This is a genomic window from Uniformispora flossi, assembly GCF_049534875.1.
In the GTDB taxonomy this organism is placed as follows: Bacteria; Actinomycetota; Actinomycetes; order Streptomycetales; family Streptomycetaceae; genus Yinghuangia; species Yinghuangia aomiensis.
On the sequence record NZ_JBMULZ010000018.1, the window covers coordinates 146657 to 163542 of the forward strand.

The window sequence follows — 16886 nt, forward strand, 5'->3', positions numbered from 1 at the left end:
TGGTGCGGGCGCGCCGATTGCGCAAGCACGGTTGGCAGGATGAGACGCGTGCCCCACGACACCCCCGCCGACCAGCCGCTCCCCGAGCCCGCGCCGACCGCCGCCGGACTGCCGGACCTGCCCGACGTCCGCTACGCCGCGCATGCCCGCGACCGCCTTCCGGCGCTGGCCCCGGGCGCGGATCCGGACGTGTTCGAGCTGGGCTACCAGCTGCTGCACCTCGCGTCGATGCTCATCGCCGACCTGGAGGCGGCCGTGCACCGGCCGCGCGGCTGGACGCTGCCGGGCTTCCGGATCATGTTCAAGCTGTGGATCCTCGGCCCGACCCAGCCCGCCCGCCTCGCCGAATTGTCGGTCATGTCCCGCTCGGCGCTCACCAATGCCGTCAACACCCTCGAACGCGACGGCTACGTCGAACGCCGCCGCACCCCCGCCGACAAGCGCGCCGTCTTCGTGGCCCTCACGCCTACCGGCCGGACAGCCATCACCGAGGCCTTCACCGCCCACGCCGCCCGCGAGTCCACCTGGTTCACCGCCCTCACCGCGGACGAGCGCACGCAGCTGACCGAGCTGCTGCGGATCCTGGTGGCGGGCCGGCCGAACTGAGGAGCAGAGAACCGGATGACGCCCGGAGAACGGCCTATCGGGCGAGCGACCGAGACCAGACGGCGTTGGGCGAACGCGGAATGGCGTCGGCCGCCACCCGCCGGCGGCCGGCTACTCCGGCGGGGCGATGACGTCAGGCCGGGTGCGAAAGGCTGCGGCAGTGAGCAGTCTGGGGCGACGGCCGGGCGGGCGCCGGAGCTCCGGAGCGCAGCCGCTGGGGCTTGGACCGGCCGCGTCGCCTGCACACCCGCACCTCGTGCGCTGGGTGGAAGGTCGCGGACGGCCCCGGCCGTCGTCGCGGCTCCGCTCCGGCGATCACGTGCGCGCAGGAGCGCAGCAGCATCCGGCGGCGCCCCCTGGCGAGCCGAGGGCGTGGGCCGGGCCGCGTGCACTGCGACGCCCGTCGCCCGGATGCCTTCTCGGCTCCCCGCCCCGCTCCGGTCGCGCCGGTCTCCCCGCCGATCCCCCGTCCACCCGTCGCTCGGCTCCCCGAGCCTTCGTTGGCCGCCTGCGCCCGCCGGGGTTTCCCGCCCGGGCCTCAGCCCGAGATGTAATGCAGGATCACGTTGTGGACGTGCTTGCTCTTCTCCTCGCCGCGGAACTCGACCTCGTAGTTGTGGTGGCCGACGCCGATCGCTATGTGGCCGGAGGAGAAGAACGAGCCCGCGAAGGACTTGTTCGACACCATCGAGATGCTGCTGATCTTGGAGTAGGGGATCGACGTGATGGCGATCTTCTTCCCCACGAAGCTGTTGTCCTGGATGATCACGCGGCGGTCGGTCAGGCCGATGAAGCCGGTGCCCACGCCGATCGCGTCGTAGACGGCGATCACCTGCTCGCCGGGCATGAGGCCGCTCTGGATCTTCTCCAGCTGTTCCCGCCGGTCGTACGCGATATTCCCGCTCATACCCGGCAGCGTAGCGGCGAGTTCGGGCTCCCCGTCAGGGTGCCCGCCACTCCCCCGTGGCCTGGAGGTGTTCCAGCGCATCGGTGAACGGGCCGATGTCCAGGCCCTGTTCGGCAAGCCAGTCGTCGGAGTAGTAGGAGTGGGCGTAGCGTTCGCCGCCGTCGCACAGCAGCGTGACGATGGACCCGGTGCGTCCGGCCGCCCGCATTTCCGCGACGAGCTGCAGCGCGCCCCACAGGTTGGTGCCCGTCGACCCGCCCGCCTTGTGGCCGGTCAGCCGGTGCAGGTGCCGCATCGCGGCGATGGACGCCGCGTCCGGGACCTTGAGCATGCGTTCGACGACCTCGGGCACGAAGCTCGGCTCCACGCGCGGCCGGCCGATGCCCTCGATGCGGGAGGCGGCGTTGACCGTGTAGTCCGGGTCGTGGCCCGTCCAGCCGTCGAAGAACGCCGAGTTCTCCGGGTCGACGACCATCAGGCACGTGTCGTGGCACTGGTAGTGGACGTACCGGCCGATCGTCGCGCTGGTGCCGCCGGTGCCCGCGCTGACCACGATCCACGTCGGGATCGGGTGCCGCTCCTCCGCCATCTGGCCGAAGATCGACTCGGCGATGTTGTTGTTGCCGCGCCAGTCGGTGGCGCGTTCGGCATACGTGAACTGGTCCATGTAGTGGCCGCCGGTCTCCTCGGCGAGGCGCCGGGAGACGTCGTAGACCGTCGCCGGATCGTCGACGAGGTGGCAGGTGCCGCCGTAGAACTCGATCAGCTCGATCTTCTCCGGGCTGGTCTTCTTGCTCATCACCGCGATGAACGGCAGGCCGAGCATGCGCGCGAAGTACGCCTCGGACACCGCGGTCGACCCGGACGACGCCTCGATGACCGTGGTGCCCTCGCGGATCCAGCCGTTGCACAGCCCGTAGAGGAACAGCGAGCGGGCCAGGCGGTGCTTGAGGCTGCCGGTCGGGTGCGTCGACTCGTCCTTCAGGTACAGGTCGATGCCCCACTCGGGCGGCAGCGGATAGACGAGCAGGTGGGTGTCCGCCGAGCGGTTCGCGTCCGCGTTGACCTTGCGCACCGCTTCGCTGACCCATCCGCGGGTGCGGCTGCAGACGCGGTCCACGTCCTGTCCGGCCACCGGCTGCATGCCCACTGCGACTCCTCGAGGATGATCGATTGCGCACCAGCGTACGACCCGGCGGAGAAATTTCCGCCGACCGTGTGACACGCCTCCGCCGTCGCAGCGTCGGAACGGGTGTAGGCCCACAGCGGCCCAGAAAGCACCACAACGAGCCATACGGCGACGAGGGCGAGGCGATGACAACAGACCCGGACGAATTCCTGGAATTCGCCACGGCGCGCAGCGCACAGCTTTTCCGCACGGCGTGGCTGCTGAGCGGCGACTGGCATCTCGCGGAAGACCTGGTGCAGATCACGCTCGGGAAGCTCTACCGGTCGTGGAAGCGCGTGAAGGCCGCGGACAGCCCCGACGCGTACGCACGCACCGTGCTGACCCGCAGCTACCTGTCCTGGCGGCGGCGGCGCAGCAGCACCGAGACCGCGTACGGCAGCATCCCCGAGGCGGCGGGCCGGGAACTCGACCCGGCACTGCGGATGACCCTGCTGAAGGGACTGGCGCAGCTGTCCCCCAAGGACCGCACGGTCCTGGTGCTGCGCTACTGGGAGGACCTGAGCGTCGAGCAGACGGCCCGGCAGATGGGCTGCTCGCAGGGTGCGGTGCGGAACCGGACGATGCGCGCACTGGAGCGGCTGCGCGGCGTCCTGGGCACCGACCTCCAGCACCTGGCGGCGGCGTGAGCGCCGACCGCCCCACACGAGACAGCAGTGGCCGCGGCCCGGGTTCCGGGCGGGCCGGGCCCGCCGGAACGGCCGTACGGCGGGACCACACCCCGAGCACTTCCGCGCGCCGTGCCGTACGGCAGCGCGCGACCCACGCATCCGGACGCACCCAGGAGACGGTGACCCGATGACCAACCAGTACGAAACCCCCGAGGCGGAAAGCCTGTCCTCGGCCATGCACGCGGCGACGTCCGCGTTCCAGCCGCCGACGGCCGCCCTTGTGCGCGGCGGTATGGCGCGCGGCAAGAAGTTCCAGTCGCTCCGCCGCATGCAGGTGGCGGGGGCGGCGTTCGCGGTCGTCGCGGCGGCGGGCGTCGGCACGGCCGTGCTCTCCACGAGCAGCGGCGGCGACCAGAAGGCGTCCGTCGCGGCGCAGCCCCCGGCGGCCGCCCAGGCCGCGCCGCAGCCGGCCAAGCTCACCGCGCAGGCGGCGCTGGACGCGCTGAAGCAGCTGCTGCCGGCCGGGTACACGGTGTCCGACGTGCAGCTGCGGGACGCCGACACCGGGCCGCGCGGCGACACGAGCGTGTCGGTGCAGGCGCTGGTCGACCCGGGCGACGGCAAGGCCACGACGCTGTCCCTGGCGCTGCGTCCGGGCGCGACCGCGGGCGACAACACCTGCTGGACGTTCACCGCGGGCACCGGCATCTGGTGCAAGAACGAGACCCTGCCGAACGGCACGCTGCGTCTCGAGCAGAATCGCGAGTACCCGGCGTCGGAGAGCACCGCCGACGGCAAGGCCGGCATCAACGGCCGGGGTGCCAAGGAGTGGAGCGCGAGCCTGTCCCGCACCGACGGTGTGGCCATCTACGCGAACACCAGCAACGCCGCGGGTGAGAAGACCGGCAAGGAGGTCCGCACCGACCCGCCGCTGACGACCGACCAGCTCAAGGCGATCGTCACCGCGCCGGTGTGGAACACCCTGGCCGCTCCGGGCAGCATGGCCGCGGTCGAAATGCCGAAGACGGGCGACCGGCCGCAGACCAAGGACCTGCCGGACTCGACGAAGGCGGCGGCCGGCGGCGCGGCCGCGAACGGCGGGGCCGGCAAGAACGGCTGACCGCCTGATCGGCCGGAGGGCCCGCTGCGTGTGCTGTCCGCACGCAGCGGGCCCTCCGCATGCGCCCGTCCGCACACGCTGCTGGGCCGGACGGCGCACTCGGGCACTACCGGTACGCCATGGCGACGTCTACCCGGATCAGCCGCTGGGGCACCCGGGACGGCGTCGACGTCCGGCTGTGACCCGGCAGCGCGTCTCCCCCGGCGTTCTCCCGGCGCGCCCGCGGTGACAAGCTGTGCCTCCGGCAGACCGGAAGGGGCAGTGGACGGGTGTTCGACCAAAGCAGCGACGAGCGGGCCGCGCGGATACTGGAGGTCTTCGACACGGCCTTCGGCGGCCTGATAGCCGACGACCCGGCCGCGTTCCGGGTCAAGTTCCGCAAGATGGCGGCGTCGGCGTTCGCGTTCTACCGCGGCACGGCGTGCCTGTACTACGCCGACATGGACGGGCTCGCCGGGCTCGCCAACCCTTACATCGGCGACCGCACCGGCCGCGTGTGGATCCACGGCGACCTGCACGCGGAGAACTTCGGCACCTACCTCAATGCCGACGGGCGACTCGTCTTCAACGTCAACGACTTCGACGAGGCCTACGTCGGTCCTTTTGTCTGGGATGTCCAGCGTTTCGTCGCGAGCCTCGCGCTGATCGGGTACGCGAAGGCGCTCAGCGACGAGGTGATCGGCGACCTGGTCGGCGCGTACGCGCGCGCCTACCGCAAGCAGATCATCCTGCTCACCGACGACCCGGCGAGCGCGCAGACCGCGCTGACGCTGAGCACCGCGTCCGGCCCGCTGCTCGACGTGCTGCACCAGGCGCGGCTGCAGACCCGGGTCGGGCTGCTGGACCAGCAGACCGTCGTGGCCGGCTACGACCGCCGCTTCGCCATGTCCGGCGGCGCGTTCCCGCTCGACGACGAGACCCGCAAGACCGTTCTGGAGGCCTTCGGGCGCTATCTGGCGACGACGCCGGACTCGACCCGGGACCGGCCGGAGCGCTACGAGGTCAAGGACGTCGTCGGGCGCCGCGGCGTGGGCATCGGCAGCGCGGGCCTGCCGTCGTACAACCTGCTCATCGAGGGCAACACCGAGGCCCTCGAGAACGACGTGATCCTGTACATGAAGCAGGGCCAGGTCCCGGCGGTGAGCCGGCACGTCACCGACCCGGCGGTGCGCTCCTACTTCGCGCACGAGGGCCACCGCACGGTGATCTCGCAGCGGGCGCTGCAAGCCCACGCGGACCCGTGGCTGGGGTACACGGACATCGGCGGCATCGGCCAGCTTGTCGCCGAAGTGTCGCCGTACGCCAACGACTTGGACTGGTCGGCGCTCAACGAGCCGGCCGCGATCCGGGACGTCGTCGAGTACCTCGCCCGCGCGACGGCCACGATGCACGCGGTGGCCGACGAAGCGGGCAGCGGGCACTCGCTGGTGCCGTTCTCCACCGAGCACGCGATCCGCGACGCGATCGAGCCCGACGAGGAGGCGTTCGTCGCGCACCTCACCGCGTTCGCGCACGACTACGCGGCGCGGACGCGCGCGGACCACGCGCTGTTCGTCGACCTGTTCCGCAACAACCGGATACCGGGCCTGTAGGTCCGCACGCCGGCAAGGCGGGGGCGGTGCGCGGCAAGCGCACCGCCCCCGCCGCGGTTCACGCGCCGATGGCGCTCAGGAGCATCGGCAAGGCCGTCCAGATCTCCGGCTCCCAGTAGTCCCAGCCGTGCTGGCCGGCGGCGGCGCAGACGGTGGCGGGGATGCCGAGGCTGCCGAGTTCGGCGACGAAGTCCCGGTTCTGGGCGCGGATGTTGCGTTCGACGAACGCGGCGATGCCGTCGTTGCCGGCGGCCGGACTCGTGCAGCGGGCCGCGGGCATGCGGGGTGTGGTGGCGGTGCCGGTCCAGGTCCAGTTGCGCGGGGCGTCGGAGCCGTTGCCGTAGTAGACGTACAGCGGGGTGCCGCGCAGTCCGGCCGCGTTGCCGATCGCGCTGTTCTCCTTCCACAGGCGCTGCTGGCGCAGGTCGGTGGGGTCGGTCGTGTAGAACGGGTAGCCGGGTTCGCCGTTGATGCGCTTCCAGTCGACCGGCACGTCGCACGCCGCCGCGCCCCACTTGACGACGCTCGGGCCTTGCAGGAGTTCGTCGGCGTCCCAGTGGAGCATGTTGACGGCGCCGCTGAGTTCGGCGACGGCCTTGAAGTGGCCGGGGTGCTTTCCGGCCAGCATCATCGCGCCGCCGCCGCCCATGGAGATGCCGAGGACGGCACGCTGGGCGTTGGCGCGGTACTGGGATTCGAGGATCTGGCTGACCTCGTCGACGACGTAGTCCTCCCAGTTGGGCGGCTGGGATTCGTCGCCGTAGTTCCACCAGTTGGTGTAGGAGCTGCACTTGCTGGTCTGCGGCATGACGACCATGGCGTCCTTGTCCGCGGTCATCTCCTCGATGTGCGTGTTGGTGGTGTAGCTGGTGTGGTCGTCCCCGCCGCCGTGCAGCAGCCACAGCGTCGGCCACGTGCGGGTGGCGGTCTTGGACCAGCCGACGGGCAGCAGGACGCGTACCCACTTGACGGCGGCGTCGGTCGACGGCGAGTTGATGCCGATGTCGATGACCCGCTTCACCGGGTCGGTGCTGTTGTGCGGGTACGCGTCGGTGTCGGGATAGGCCTCCCACACCACCGATGCGGGATTGGCGTTGGTGGCGGCATGCGACGTCGTCGCGGTGCCCAGACCGAGGAACGACGCGAGCAAGGCGAGCGCGAGGGACAGGCCGACACGTCGGCGGGGAACGGCGGATCCGGGAGGCATGACGATCTCCTTCGGGCATGGGGACGGCTCCGGGGTATCCGTGCGCACCGCAGCCTGGTGGCGTCGACACGTGTGACACAAGACATGATTCAGTCGAGCGCTTGAGAGATTTACCCGGGCGAGACGACGGCGTTCCGTGCCGGTGAGCGGGAGTTCAGCGTCCGACGAACGCGTCGGCGAGATAGCGGCGGAACGTCAGGCGCCCGCAGGCGGCGACCGCCACCGAGGCGAGCCCGAGCCGCGCGTGGGCCTGGTTGACCGCGGCTCGCGCTTCCGCGAGCCGGTCTTCGGCGGCGCGCACGACGGAGGCGGCGGCGCTTGTCTCGGCGACTTGCAGGCGTTCGAGATGCCGCTGTCGGTCGTCGGCGTCCGCGTCCAGGTCGGCGAACTCGCGCAGCGCCGCGGTCCGGGCGTCGTGGCTTTGGCGGGCGAGGTCGAGGCGGTGCTCGGCACGGCGCCGGTGCAGGGCTTGCGCGTCGGCGTAGGGCAGCGCGCCGGGGAGGCGGGTGCGGATGTCGTCGGCGAGGTTGTCCCGCCACTCCTGGAGGGCGCGGGCCAGCGCGGGGACCATGCCGTCGACCCGCACCGACCCGCGCGGTCCGGTGACCACGACTTGCAGGCGCTCTTTCGCCTGCGTCGGGACCACGGACGTGACGCGCGTGAAGTCGGCCGCGGTGGAGATGCCTTCGTCGGCGAGCCGGGCCGTGCGGCGTTCGCCGAGGAGGTCCGCCGGCAGCGGCTCGGCAGCCAGCGCGTCGCGCAGCAGACGCTCCTGGAGGTCGCGCAGGGCCTGGAGTTCCTCGCGGGCGGCGGACGCGTCGAGGGCGTCGCGCCGGCGCTGCAGGTCGCGGAGCCGCCCGTCGAGGCGTGCTTGGGCAGCGTCGCGCGCGGTCCGGCTGCGCGCGGCGAGTCCGGCGGCTTCGGCGTCGAAGCGGGCCACGGTCTTGTCGAACTGCTCCTGCGCTTCGTCCAGCAGGCGCCGATGCCGCCGCGCGACGCTCAGGGACACCGTGTGGTCGGTCTCGGCGGCGGCCTGCTCGGCCGCTATGGCGTCCCGCGTCTGCATTTCGGAACTCGCCACGTAGGCCGCCCGCAGCCGGTGATGCACCACGGGCACCGCCGCCGACGCGGCGAGGATCACGACGATGTCGAGAACCAACGACGGATAGGCCCCGGCCATGGCGAACACCGCCGCCAGGACGAGAACGGGAAGACCGACGGCGGCAAGGCGGGCAGTCCAGCGGACGGAGGCGGGGATGTGGGAGAAGGAGGTGGGCGGGGAAGGCGCGGCGGACCGGCCGACGAAGGGCGGGGATGCGGAGGCACCGGCCGACGACGCGCCGGACGAGCCCGCGGGCGAGGGCCCGGCAGAGCTGCCTCCCGGCGCCCGCAGACGAGGCGCAATCGGCGGAACCGCCCAGCCGGCGGACGAGGACGGCGGACCGGACCGGGAAGCGGCGCCGCCGACCGGTGTCGAGCCGGCCCCAGGACCGACATGACTGCTCGTCCGGCCCGACGAACCACCCGACTCGCCTGCTTGTGCGGGTGAACCACCCCGGGGCCCCGCCTCGGGCCCGCCCCCCGGGCTTCCTTGCCCACCGGCCACCGGGCTTGGACGCCCGCTGGCCGTCGAGGAATTCGAGGCCGTGGGCGCGGGGAGCGTCGGACCTGCTGCCCCCGCCCCTGCTTGCGCGCTCCCCTGTCCCCGCGCTGCCGCAGGCGTTCGCTCGCCGCCCGAGCCGCCCGGGGACGCGGGCGAACCGCCGCCACTCCCGCTCCCTGGGGTCCGGCGTCCGCCCGCCGTCCCCAGCCCCGCCGCCCGCGCCGGCTGCGAACCGCCACGCTCCCCCAGCCCTGTCGCCTGGGCCAGCCACCCGGGCAACCCCGGCGCCGCCGGCGTCGCCGCTCGGACAGGCGGAACCCCGAGTCCGCCCCCGCGTCCCACCGCCTCGCTCCGCAGGTCCGGCGTCCCACCCCCACCCAGCGCCCCCACCTCTCCCACCGGCCGCGCCGCCCAGAACGCCAGTCGTGCGTAGGCGTCGGCAAGCTCCGGTACGGCGCAGGCAATCGCCGCCCAGCGGTCCGACGCAGCCGGGGACGTGTAGTCCTCCGCCTTCAGCAGGAGGTGCTCACCGCCCTCCTCGTGGAACTGCTTCCACAGCTGCGGTTTGCGGGCGAGAGTCCTCAGGCTCAGGTGGATCACGTGGGCCGAGAAGCGGTCGAGGCCCGGGCCGAAGTCGCCCGAACCACGCTTCGGGTGCTGGTAGTTGCGGTGGCCCTGCTCGGCGGCCGGGAGTCCGGCGAGTGACGGCACGTACATGCCGTCGTAGTCGATCAGCTTCAGTGCGCCGTTCGGTTCGACCACCACGTTGCCGTGCTGCAGGTCCCCGTGTGCGATCCCCGCGGCCTCCAGCTCACCCACGACCGCGGCGAACCGGTCGGCCAGCGCGTCGATCGACGCAGCGTCGCCGAGATGGCTTTCCAGCCATGTGATCAGCGCCGTGCCCTCGATCCAGCGCATGAGGATGACCGGGTACCAGTCCCCCCGCACCAGCACACCGTTGGGCACGTACTCGACGTCGACCCGCCAGCCCCCCGGCAACGACGCGACCGTGTCGCCGATGGCGCGGTACCGGCGCAGCCGGTCCGGCACCGCGCGGGTGAAGCATTTGACCGCGTAGGTGCCCGTCCCTCGCGCCGACGTCACCCGGAAGACGCTGCCGAAGTTCCCGGACACCGCCCGCGGCATCCGCAGCGGCCCCATCTCGACCGTGCCCTGCGCGATCGCCGGATGGGCGAAGCACAGCGTCGTGTCCCGCAGCGACTCGCTGTAGTCGGCGCCCGTCGGAAATGCCCGAGCCTCCCCCTGGCCGGCCACGTTCACCTCACCGCGGCTCGATGCGCACGAGTGTCACGTCGTCGTTGGGCAGCCCGCCCGACGCACGCTCCCGTTCCACCCACGTCGTCCACTCCCGCGGGGTCGCGTAGTCGAGTGCCCGCAGCAGGTCCCACGGCTTGCGCCCGTGTTCGCACTGGCGCAGGAACCACGCGGCCATCGCGTCCGTGGCCAGGTAGAAGCGGTCGCCAAGCAGCCACGTGCCGCGCGCCAGCGTCGCGTGCGACGCGGCCAGGTCCCGGTCTTGGCCGGAACTCGCCGCCAGTGGTGGTGTGTTGCCGAAGTCCTCGGCCGCGTCGACCGGCATCGCCACCCGCACCGCGTCGTTGCGGACGTGGAACAGGCACGAGTCCCCCAGGGCCACCGCCGACCACGTGCCCCGCCCCGGCTGCCACCGGTGCGCCGCCAAGTGGGCGACCAGTAGTGTCGCGTGCGCGCCGCGTTCCAGGCCGGGGCGTTCGAACCACGTGATCGGCTTGCCGCGCAGCTCCCGCAGCCGCGTGTACTCCTTCATGTGGTCCGGCCAGCGGTCCGCCGCCCGGTTGAGGACGTCCGCGAACCCGGCCTCGGTGCGCAGCAATCCGCTCGGCGCGGCGCCCGCCTCCCGCACCAGCAACTGCGCCCAGCGCCGGGCCAGCAGGCTCGACGACGCGCCGTCCGCGACCGCCGCGCGGAGGGTGGCGACCCGGCCGACACCGCCGCGCCGGCACGTCGGCCCCGGCGGCGGCATGATCGACCGGGCCTCGCCGGTGGCGGTGCTGCTGCCGACCCACGCGGCGTCCTCGTATTCGTGCGGTTCGCCGCCGCCTTTGTGCAGCGCCAGAACCGTCACATGGGCGCGCATGCCGCTACCGCAGGTCGGCGGCGCGGGTGCCGATGTCGAGGAACTGCACGACCGCCGACAAGTCCGCGTTGAACACGAAGCCGCGCGCCCCGTCGGCCACGTCCTGGCCTTGTTCGGCGGCATAACGGCGCATGCCGGGCGGGAGTTCGCTGGACATCGTGGACAGCAGCGTCGCGTACTGGTCGGGCAGCGGGTCGCCCGGCGCGGGGAACTGGATCGGGTCGGTGCGGTTGCCGGAGATGTGCAGGTTGAACAGGAGCGCTTCGCCGTCGCCGGTCACGTGGTAGCGCAGCCGGGTCGCGGCCTCGGCCGGGTTGCCGTCGGTCGATTCGCCGTCGGTCAGGTTCAGCACGATGGGCGGGAACCCGTCGGGGTGCTGGTCGACCCAGCCCTGCACGAGCTTTCCCGCGTAGCGGAGCGCCTCGCACATCGGCGTGCCGCCGGACGCGACGGGTTCGACCCAGACGGGGAATTCGATGGTGCGTTCGACGAGCCCTCCGGCGCCGTCCGACACCTTCTTCAGCCGCGAGTCGAAGCGGGCCGGGAAGGCGACGATTTCGCTGAGCGGGACGACGTCCCGTCCGGCCAGCAGGCCGGTGAGTGCGGGCTGCACGGCGGCGCCGTAGCCGATGACCGCGATGTGGAAGTAGTCGCGGACGCCTTCCTCTTTCGCGCACCGCACCGACAACTCGAACAGCAGCCGGTTCAGCGAGTCGGCGACCACGTCGGCCTTGCGCGGCAGCGCCGCGCCGTAGTCGCTGCCGGGCGCGGTGCCGATCGGGTCGGACATCGAGCTGGACTGGTCGACGAGAAAGACCAGGCAGCCCGGGTGCGCCCGGCTTATTTCGGCGGTGTACGGCATGCAGTCCCCCTGGTGTGCCCGCGCGGTTGCGGTACGCCGTCCCAGAGTAGGTAGCCGAATTGGCTTGCGTCCAAGGGACTTTCCGCAACCCGGGAGGGCTCGATCGGGCCGAAGAGGGCATGGCGTTCGGCGAGGTCGGGGAACCGGCTGCGGTACCCGTCGATCTCGTCGTCCGCCAGTTCCCGGAAGTCCTTTTCGGATACTTCGAGTTCGTCGACCGCGAGGGCCGCGATCCGGCGCATGGGGCCGTCGAACAAGGCGGCCGCGAGGAGCCGGGCACCGTCGGCGGGACGGCTGCCCGGCAGGGGCAGTCCGGCGGCTTCCGGAAAGGGCAGTCCGCCGGCGCCGTGGCAGAGCAGCGGCGCGCTTCCGGCACCGCGCAGGACCAGGCGCGCGGGCACTTCGGCGGCGTCGGACACCAGGACGAGCGAGGTTCCGGTGACCGGGAAGGCCAGCCCGTAGCGGTAGAGCAGGTGGATCAGCGGCGGCATCGTGGCGGTGCACAGCCAGCGCAGCCATTCGCGAGGGGCCAGGCCGGAGCGCCGCACGAGTTCGGCGATCAGCGGGGTCCCGGCCGGGTCGCGGTGGGTGAGCGCGGCGAGCGGGCGGGCCCGCTCCCCCGGTTCGAGGCGGGCGGCGAGCGGTTCGCGCCAGGCGGCGGCGAACAGGCCGAGGTCGGCGTGCGGATCGAGGTCGGGGTGGCGCACCGCGGCCGACGCCAGGTCGGCCAGGACGACCGTGCGGGTCTCGGCCAGGAACGCGTCGGCGCGCAGGCGTTCGGCGAACCACGCGGCCGCCGCAGGATGCGGCGGTGCGGTCCGGGCGGCCGGGTCCGCGCCCGGTTCGGCGAGCGGCAGGACGACGTCGCGGCGGCCGGGCCGGTCGAGGTTGGTGAACACCCGGCCGCCGTCGTGCGGCAGGTAGCGGTCGGGGCCGCCGTCGCCCAGCGGCACGATCCGGCCGTGCGCCACGTCCGCGGCGAACAGCGGCAGCACGGTCGCGTCCCAGTGCCACGGATGCACGGGCAGCCAGCGGTAGTCCGCCGGGTCGAGGCCGCGGTCGCGGAGCTTGGCGGTGAATCGGCGGCGGGTGGACGGTTCGAGTTCCTCACCGAGCAGCCGCTGTTCGTCGGCCTCGGCACCGCCGCGCCACAGGCCGATGCCGCGGTGCACGGCCGCCCACGGCAGCCGGACGGGGTTGCGGGCGGCGGGCGCCCAGCGGGCCGTGTCGGTGGCCGCGAACGCCGGATCGGCACCGTCCGGCCGCGGCAGCGTGCGCAACCATGCGGCGAGGTCGAGGTACGGGAGTTCGGCCGCCTCGGCGGCGCTCGGCCGGTCCCGGGCGGTGTCGCGGACCGCGGCGACCACGGCGGCGTTGACGTCGCGGACCAGGCGGGCCGCGCCGCCCTCGTCCAGGCCGAGTTCGGCGCGTGCGTCGACGACGAACCGGGCCGGGTCCTCGGCGGCCGCCGCACCGCCGTCGGCGACCCGCAGGACCGAGCCCGGCTGGATCCGCCACGTGCCCCAGGCGCCTCGCCGGGCGCGGAACGAGTAGACGGCATGGCTCGCGAGGTGGAGGCGGTAGCGGGCCGGGCCGGCCTCGGCATCCGGGTCGGGTCCGGGGGCGAAGTCCGCCGGGGCGCCGGATGCCGGAGCGCCGTCGGCCTCGGCTCCCGGCTCGTTGCCCGGCTCCTTGCCTCGCTCTTTGCCTCGTTCTTTGCCCGGCTCGGCGCCCGGCTCGGCTTCCGGCGCGGTTCCGGGCCCGGTTTCCGCCGTATCCGCCGACCCGTCGCCGTCCGCCGCCGGGTCCGTCCCCGTGGCCGGTTCGTCCGGCTGCGGGACGAGCAGCCCGGTCTCGGCGTACTCGGCGAGCAGCGCGATCAGGAGTCCGGCGGCGGCCTCCTGCCATGCGGGTCCGTTGAGTTCGGGGTAGTCGGGCAGCGGCACGTACCCTCCTGGACGTTCGGCGCGAGCCGGTCGGCACACGCCGAACGTAACCCAGAATCCTCCCGCCGCGCGTCCCTCGTACGGGCTTTCGGCAGGTCAGCCCTCCGCGATCGGGTTGCGGACGGCCACGTACACGGTGCGGTTCGCGGCCGGGTCGCACGGGTGCGCGAGCCCGGCGACGCGGGTGCGCAGGTTGGCCTTGCAGCGGATCGTGGGCGCGTCCAGGAGCGTCGCGATGAGGTCGCCGGCGTCCCGGTCCGCCTGCCCGGCGCGGACCCGCGCGAGGAACGCGCGCACGTGGCCGAGCAGATGCTCCTCGTCGGCCAGGCCTTGCGAGCCCATCGCGCCGACCAGGCCGAGCACGTTGTTGACGCCGACGCAGTAGCCCAGGCGTTCGTCGACGACCGCGTCGGTCGCCCACGTGGCGGGGTCGTCGCGGACTTCGGCGGGCAGCCAGCGCGCCAGCGTCGTGCCGCGTGTCGCGGAGAAGTGGTGGCCCTGGTTGCCGCGGTAGCGGCCGCCGATCGGCCAGCCGTCGCCGTCCAGCACGACCAGCATGTTCTGCTGGTGCGCTTCCAGACCGAGCCCGTAGTCGGCATACAGCCACAGCACCGGCGCCACCACGACGTCGAGGTAGCGCCGCAGCCACGTTTCCGCGACCTCCGTCAGCGGGCGGCCGGTGTGCAGCGCGAGGGCATGGATGGTGCGCCCGAGCAGCGACCGCCCGGAAGGCGCGTCGGGGCGCGCCGCGGTGAGCCCGGCCACGCACAGCACGCGGTCGCGTGGTCCGAACGGGTTGTCGCGCACCACGAGTTCCAGGCCGCTTTCGCCCTCCGCGCCGGGCCCGCGCAGGGTGAGCCAGCCCAGGTCGCGCAGCACGTCGAAGCCGGGGTGCGCGCCGTGCAGGACGCGTTTCAGGCCGGCGTCCAGGATGCGGTGCACGGCGAGGCCGCGGCGCATTTCGGCGTGCAGGTTCTCGCGCCGCGAATCGGCGATCTCGGCGCCGAGCGACGTCTTGAGCATCACCGGGGCGTCGGCGCGGTACAGGGTGCGGACCGACGACGTGGGCGACCATTCGGGCCCGGCGGGGCCGAGGTCGTGCAGGTGCCCGGCGTCGAGGAGCGCCCGGACCCCCGGCCGCACCACCGCTTCGCGCGCCTGCCACGGATGCGCGGGGAAGACCACGGTGCCGGGCGGGCGGTCGAGACCGGGCCCGGCGAGCGCGGCGAAGATCTCCGGAAGAGGGCCGAGGAGGTCCGCGTCGAGGCGCACGACGTCCGGGTCCGCAGCGAACCAGTGCAGCGGGAAACGCCCGCGCAGCTCCGGGGAGAACCGTTTTGCCTCCGGCTCGTCGACGTACTGCCGACTGTGCGGTGTCGGGTGGAAAGGGTGCCCGAGCACGAGCGCCTGTTCGGCGTCGAGGAACTCGGATCCGGCCGCCGACACATGTGCCGACGCGGCCCCGCCGAGCGCGAATTCGGCGCGCCGGACGACCAGGTGAGACGTGGTCCGGGCCACCGAGTCCGCGACGCGCGCGGCGAACTCCGCGGCACTCTGCGGTGCGTGCTCGGCGGCCAGCAGCGCGGCGAGTTCCGCGGCGCCGACCTCGGCGGTGCCGCCGGCCTCGGTGCCGCGCCGGACCGCGCCGAACCGGTGCCATCCGGTGGGCGACCGGTAGGCCAGCGCCGCGGCGAGCACCACCGGCGCGCCGCCGGGCCGCTCGCCGCCCAGCGCGAGGCGCACCTCGGGGCCGTCCGGCACCGGTGTGTTCTCTTCGCGCAGCCGGCAGCGCAGCAGCGCTTCGACGGCGGCCCGGTCCGCGGCGCGCGCCGCGTCGGCGGGCCGCTCGACTTCGGGTTCGTCCGGTTGCGGGGGCAGCGTGGGCGAACCGGCGGACGGGCCGGGACGCGGGGCCGCCGCGACGTTGGTCGTCGGCGCCTGACCGGAAAGCGACATCTGTGCTGCAGACCTCCCCTGATCGACAACGGCCGTGCGGTGGGGCGGTGTTCACGGGGGCGTGCGGAAAATCTCGCGCAGTGGCGTTCGGCGCACGTGCGTCGCGGTCGGGCTCCCGTGTGCGGCACGGGTGACCGGCCGGTGACCGGACGAAGACTTCGGAGAACCGTAACCCATACCTTCCCCGCCGATCAGCCGCAGCCACCTGCCGTGTGCCCGACGGCTCAACGCCCGAACGGGCCGAGGAGTTTCGCGGAACGGCAGAGTCACCCGTCCGGTGGATCATCGGTGGGTCGGAAGCGGTGCGGAAGGGGGCCGGCGGGGGTGGGCCGGGCGCGGCGGGGGGGGTGCGGCGGCGGCGGGTCAGGCGACCGGCCACGGCAGGATGACCCACAGGGTCTTGCCGTCCGGGTGCGCTTCGATGTGGATTTGCCCGCCGGTCTCGTCGACGATCTGCCGCACGATCAGCAGGCCGCGGCCGGACGTGTCGTCGACGGTCTCCAACAGCGCCACCGGGCGGTAGGGGTGGCGGTCGCGCACCCCGAGCCACAGCCAGCCGTCGTGCACGGTGAGCGTCACGACGATCTCCGGCGACACGACGGCGGCGTGCTCGACGGCGTTGGTGATGAGTTCGGAGGCGATGAGGCGCAGCCCGTACCCGAGGTCGTGGCTCTGCGGGAGGCCCCAGTACGCCAGATGGTCCGCCAGTGCCCGGCGTGCCTGGGGCACGGCGGCGGGCTCGGCAGGCAGCGTGAACCAACAGGACCTGTCGTATCCCAGTGTCACGGGGCCCACCTCCTCGCGCGGTGGTCCAGCCTAATGCCCCGAACGGGGGTCGGATCATGACCGACACCAGACCTGCGGTGTTCGGCAGGAAACAGCACGTAGGGTGACCGGTTGCCTGCGCATCGCCCGCAAAATGCGCGTGTGGGCGCGCCAGGGCGTACGCCACGGCGCATGCGGGACCGCGCCGGGGCGCAAGCAGATTGACGGATCGTCACATGTCCGCGAAAGGTTGATCGATCGCGTGTGTGAACCTCACTGTTCGTGGGCAAGACCGGAGCGTCTGCGTATGTGGCGGCGCATCCAGGAGGGTGCGCCCATAGCCGCGCGTGGCGGTGTCGGAGCCGGGGGCCAGGATGGTCGCCGCGGT

14 protein-coding genes are annotated in these 16886 nt (G+C 73.0%); 5 read left to right on the top strand and 9 right to left on the bottom strand.

Going from position 1 to position 16886, the window contains the following annotated elements:
• Nucleotides 1-48 precede the first annotated feature (48 nt).
• Nucleotides 49-606: a MarR family winged helix-turn-helix transcriptional regulator gene (locus tag ACPA54_RS31110; RefSeq protein ID WP_423534743.1), complete on the top strand. Its 558-nt coding sequence runs from the start codon at nucleotides 49-51 to the stop codon at nucleotides 604-606.
• A gap of 538 nt (nucleotides 607-1144) precedes the next feature.
• Here the strand turns inward: ACPA54_RS31110 and ACPA54_RS31115 are convergent.
• Both ACPA54_RS31115 and cds1 read right to left on the bottom strand, forming a co-directional pair.
• Nucleotides 1145-1513, bottom strand: coding sequence for a PH domain-containing protein (locus tag ACPA54_RS31115; RefSeq protein ID WP_423534744.1), 369 nt, complete (start codon nucleotides 1511-1513; stop codon nucleotides 1145-1147).
• 34 nt (nucleotides 1514-1547) lie between these two features.
• Nucleotides 1548-2657 (bottom strand): L-cysteine desulfhydrase Cds1, encoded by a 1110-nt coding sequence (gene cds1 / locus ACPA54_RS31120; RefSeq protein ID WP_423534778.1) that lies wholly within the window; start codon nucleotides 2655-2657, stop codon nucleotides 1548-1550.
• 170 nt (nucleotides 2658-2827) lie between these two features.
• Here cds1 and ACPA54_RS31125 point away from each other — a divergent pair, with 170 nt between their 5' ends.
• The 4 genes from ACPA54_RS31125 to ACPA54_RS31140 all read left to right on the top strand — a co-directional run bounded on the left by ACPA54_RS31125 (nucleotide 2828) and on the right by ACPA54_RS31140 (nucleotide 6022).
• Entirely contained in the window at nucleotides 2828-3328 is a 501-nt protein-coding gene (locus tag ACPA54_RS31125) for a SigE family RNA polymerase sigma factor (RefSeq protein WP_423534745.1), read from the top strand.
• 169 nt (nucleotides 3329-3497) lie between these two features.
• Nucleotides 3498-4430: a hypothetical protein gene (locus ACPA54_RS31130; RefSeq protein WP_423534746.1), complete on the top strand. Its 933-nt coding sequence runs from the start codon at nucleotides 3498-3500 to the stop codon at nucleotides 4428-4430.
• A 59-nt stretch (nucleotides 4431-4489) separates the two neighbouring features.
• The gene (locus tag ACPA54_RS31135) at nucleotides 4490-4612 is read left to right on the top strand and encodes a hypothetical protein (RefSeq protein WP_423534747.1); all 123 of its coding nucleotides are present in this window, start codon (nucleotides 4490-4492) and stop codon (nucleotides 4610-4612) included.
• Between the two features lie 87 nt (nucleotides 4613-4699).
• Nucleotides 4700-6022, top strand: a complete 1323-nt coding sequence (locus ACPA54_RS31140; protein ID WP_423534748.1) for a DUF2252 domain-containing protein — start codon at nucleotides 4700-4702, stop codon at nucleotides 6020-6022.
• Between the two features lie 58 nt (nucleotides 6023-6080).
• On the opposite strand, the gene ACPA54_RS31145 is transcribed toward ACPA54_RS31140, so the two are convergent.
• The 7 genes from ACPA54_RS31145 to ACPA54_RS31175 form a co-directional block, all read right to left on the bottom strand.
• Nucleotides 6081-7229 (bottom strand): alpha/beta hydrolase, encoded by a 1149-nt coding sequence (locus ACPA54_RS31145; RefSeq protein ID WP_423534749.1) that lies wholly within the window; start codon nucleotides 7227-7229, stop codon nucleotides 6081-6083.
• Between the two features lie 154 nt (nucleotides 7230-7383).
• Nucleotides 7384-10107: a hypothetical protein gene (locus tag ACPA54_RS31150; RefSeq protein WP_423534750.1), complete on the bottom strand. Its 2724-nt coding sequence runs from the start codon at nucleotides 10105-10107 to the stop codon at nucleotides 7384-7386.
• A 7-nt stretch (nucleotides 10108-10114) separates the two neighbouring features.
• A complete protein-coding gene (locus tag ACPA54_RS31155) occupies nucleotides 10115-10969 on the bottom strand; it encodes a hypothetical protein (RefSeq protein WP_423534751.1) in 855 nt (284 codons plus the stop codon).
• A gap of 4 nt (nucleotides 10970-10973) precedes the next feature.
• Nucleotides 10974-11831 (bottom strand): VWA domain-containing protein, encoded by an 858-nt coding sequence (locus tag ACPA54_RS31160; protein ID WP_423534752.1) that lies wholly within the window; start codon nucleotides 11829-11831, stop codon nucleotides 10974-10976.
• Entirely contained in the window at nucleotides 11810-13777 is a 1968-nt protein-coding gene (locus tag ACPA54_RS31165; protein WP_423534753.1) for an IucA/IucC family protein, read from the bottom strand. Before ACPA54_RS31165 ends, ACPA54_RS31160 begins: the two co-directional genes overlap by 22 nt.
• Before the next feature lie 96 nt (nucleotides 13778-13873).
• Nucleotides 13874-15733, bottom strand: coding sequence for an IucA/IucC family protein (locus ACPA54_RS31170; RefSeq protein ID WP_423534754.1), 1860 nt, complete (start codon nucleotides 15731-15733; stop codon nucleotides 13874-13876).
• Nucleotides 15734-16096: 363 nt separating this feature from the next.
• Entirely contained in the window at nucleotides 16097-16519 is a 423-nt protein-coding gene (locus ACPA54_RS31175) for an ATP-binding protein (protein ID WP_345675314.1), read from the bottom strand.
• Between the last annotated feature and the right edge of the window lie 367 nt (nucleotides 16520-16886).

Excerpts from the sequence above, each read along its gene's own strand:
- ACPA54_RS31155 (WP_423534751.1), bottom strand. The coding sequence starts at position 10,969 with ATGCGCGCCCATGTGACGGTTCTGGCGCTGCACAAAGGCGGCGGCGAA.
- ACPA54_RS31145 (WP_423534749.1), bottom strand. The coding sequence starts at position 7,229 with ATGCCTCCCGGATCCGCCGTTCCCCGCCGACGTGTCGGCCTGTCCCTC.
- ACPA54_RS31160 (WP_423534752.1), bottom strand. The coding sequence starts at position 11,831 with ATGCCGTACACCGCCGAAATAAGCCGGGCGCACCCGGGCTGCCTGGTC.
- ACPA54_RS31135 (WP_423534747.1), top strand. The coding sequence starts at position 4,490 with ATGCGCCCGTCCGCACACGCTGCTGGGCCGGACGGCGCACTCGGGCAC.
- ACPA54_RS31130 (WP_423534746.1), top strand. The coding sequence starts at position 3,498 with ATGACCAACCAGTACGAAACCCCCGAGGCGGAAAGCCTGTCCTCGGCC.
- cds1 (WP_423534778.1), bottom strand. The coding sequence starts at position 2,657 with ATGCAGCCGGTGGCCGGACAGGACGTGGACCGCGTCTGCAGCCGCACC.
- ACPA54_RS31170 (WP_423534754.1), bottom strand. The coding sequence starts at position 15,733 with ATGTCGCTTTCCGGTCAGGCGCCGACGACCAACGTCGCGGCGGCCCCG.
- ACPA54_RS31125 (WP_423534745.1), top strand. The coding sequence starts at position 2,828 with ATGACAACAGACCCGGACGAATTCCTGGAATTCGCCACGGCGCGCAGC.
- ACPA54_RS31115 (WP_423534744.1), bottom strand. The coding sequence starts at position 1,513 with ATGAGCGGGAATATCGCGTACGACCGGCGGGAACAGCTGGAGAAGATC.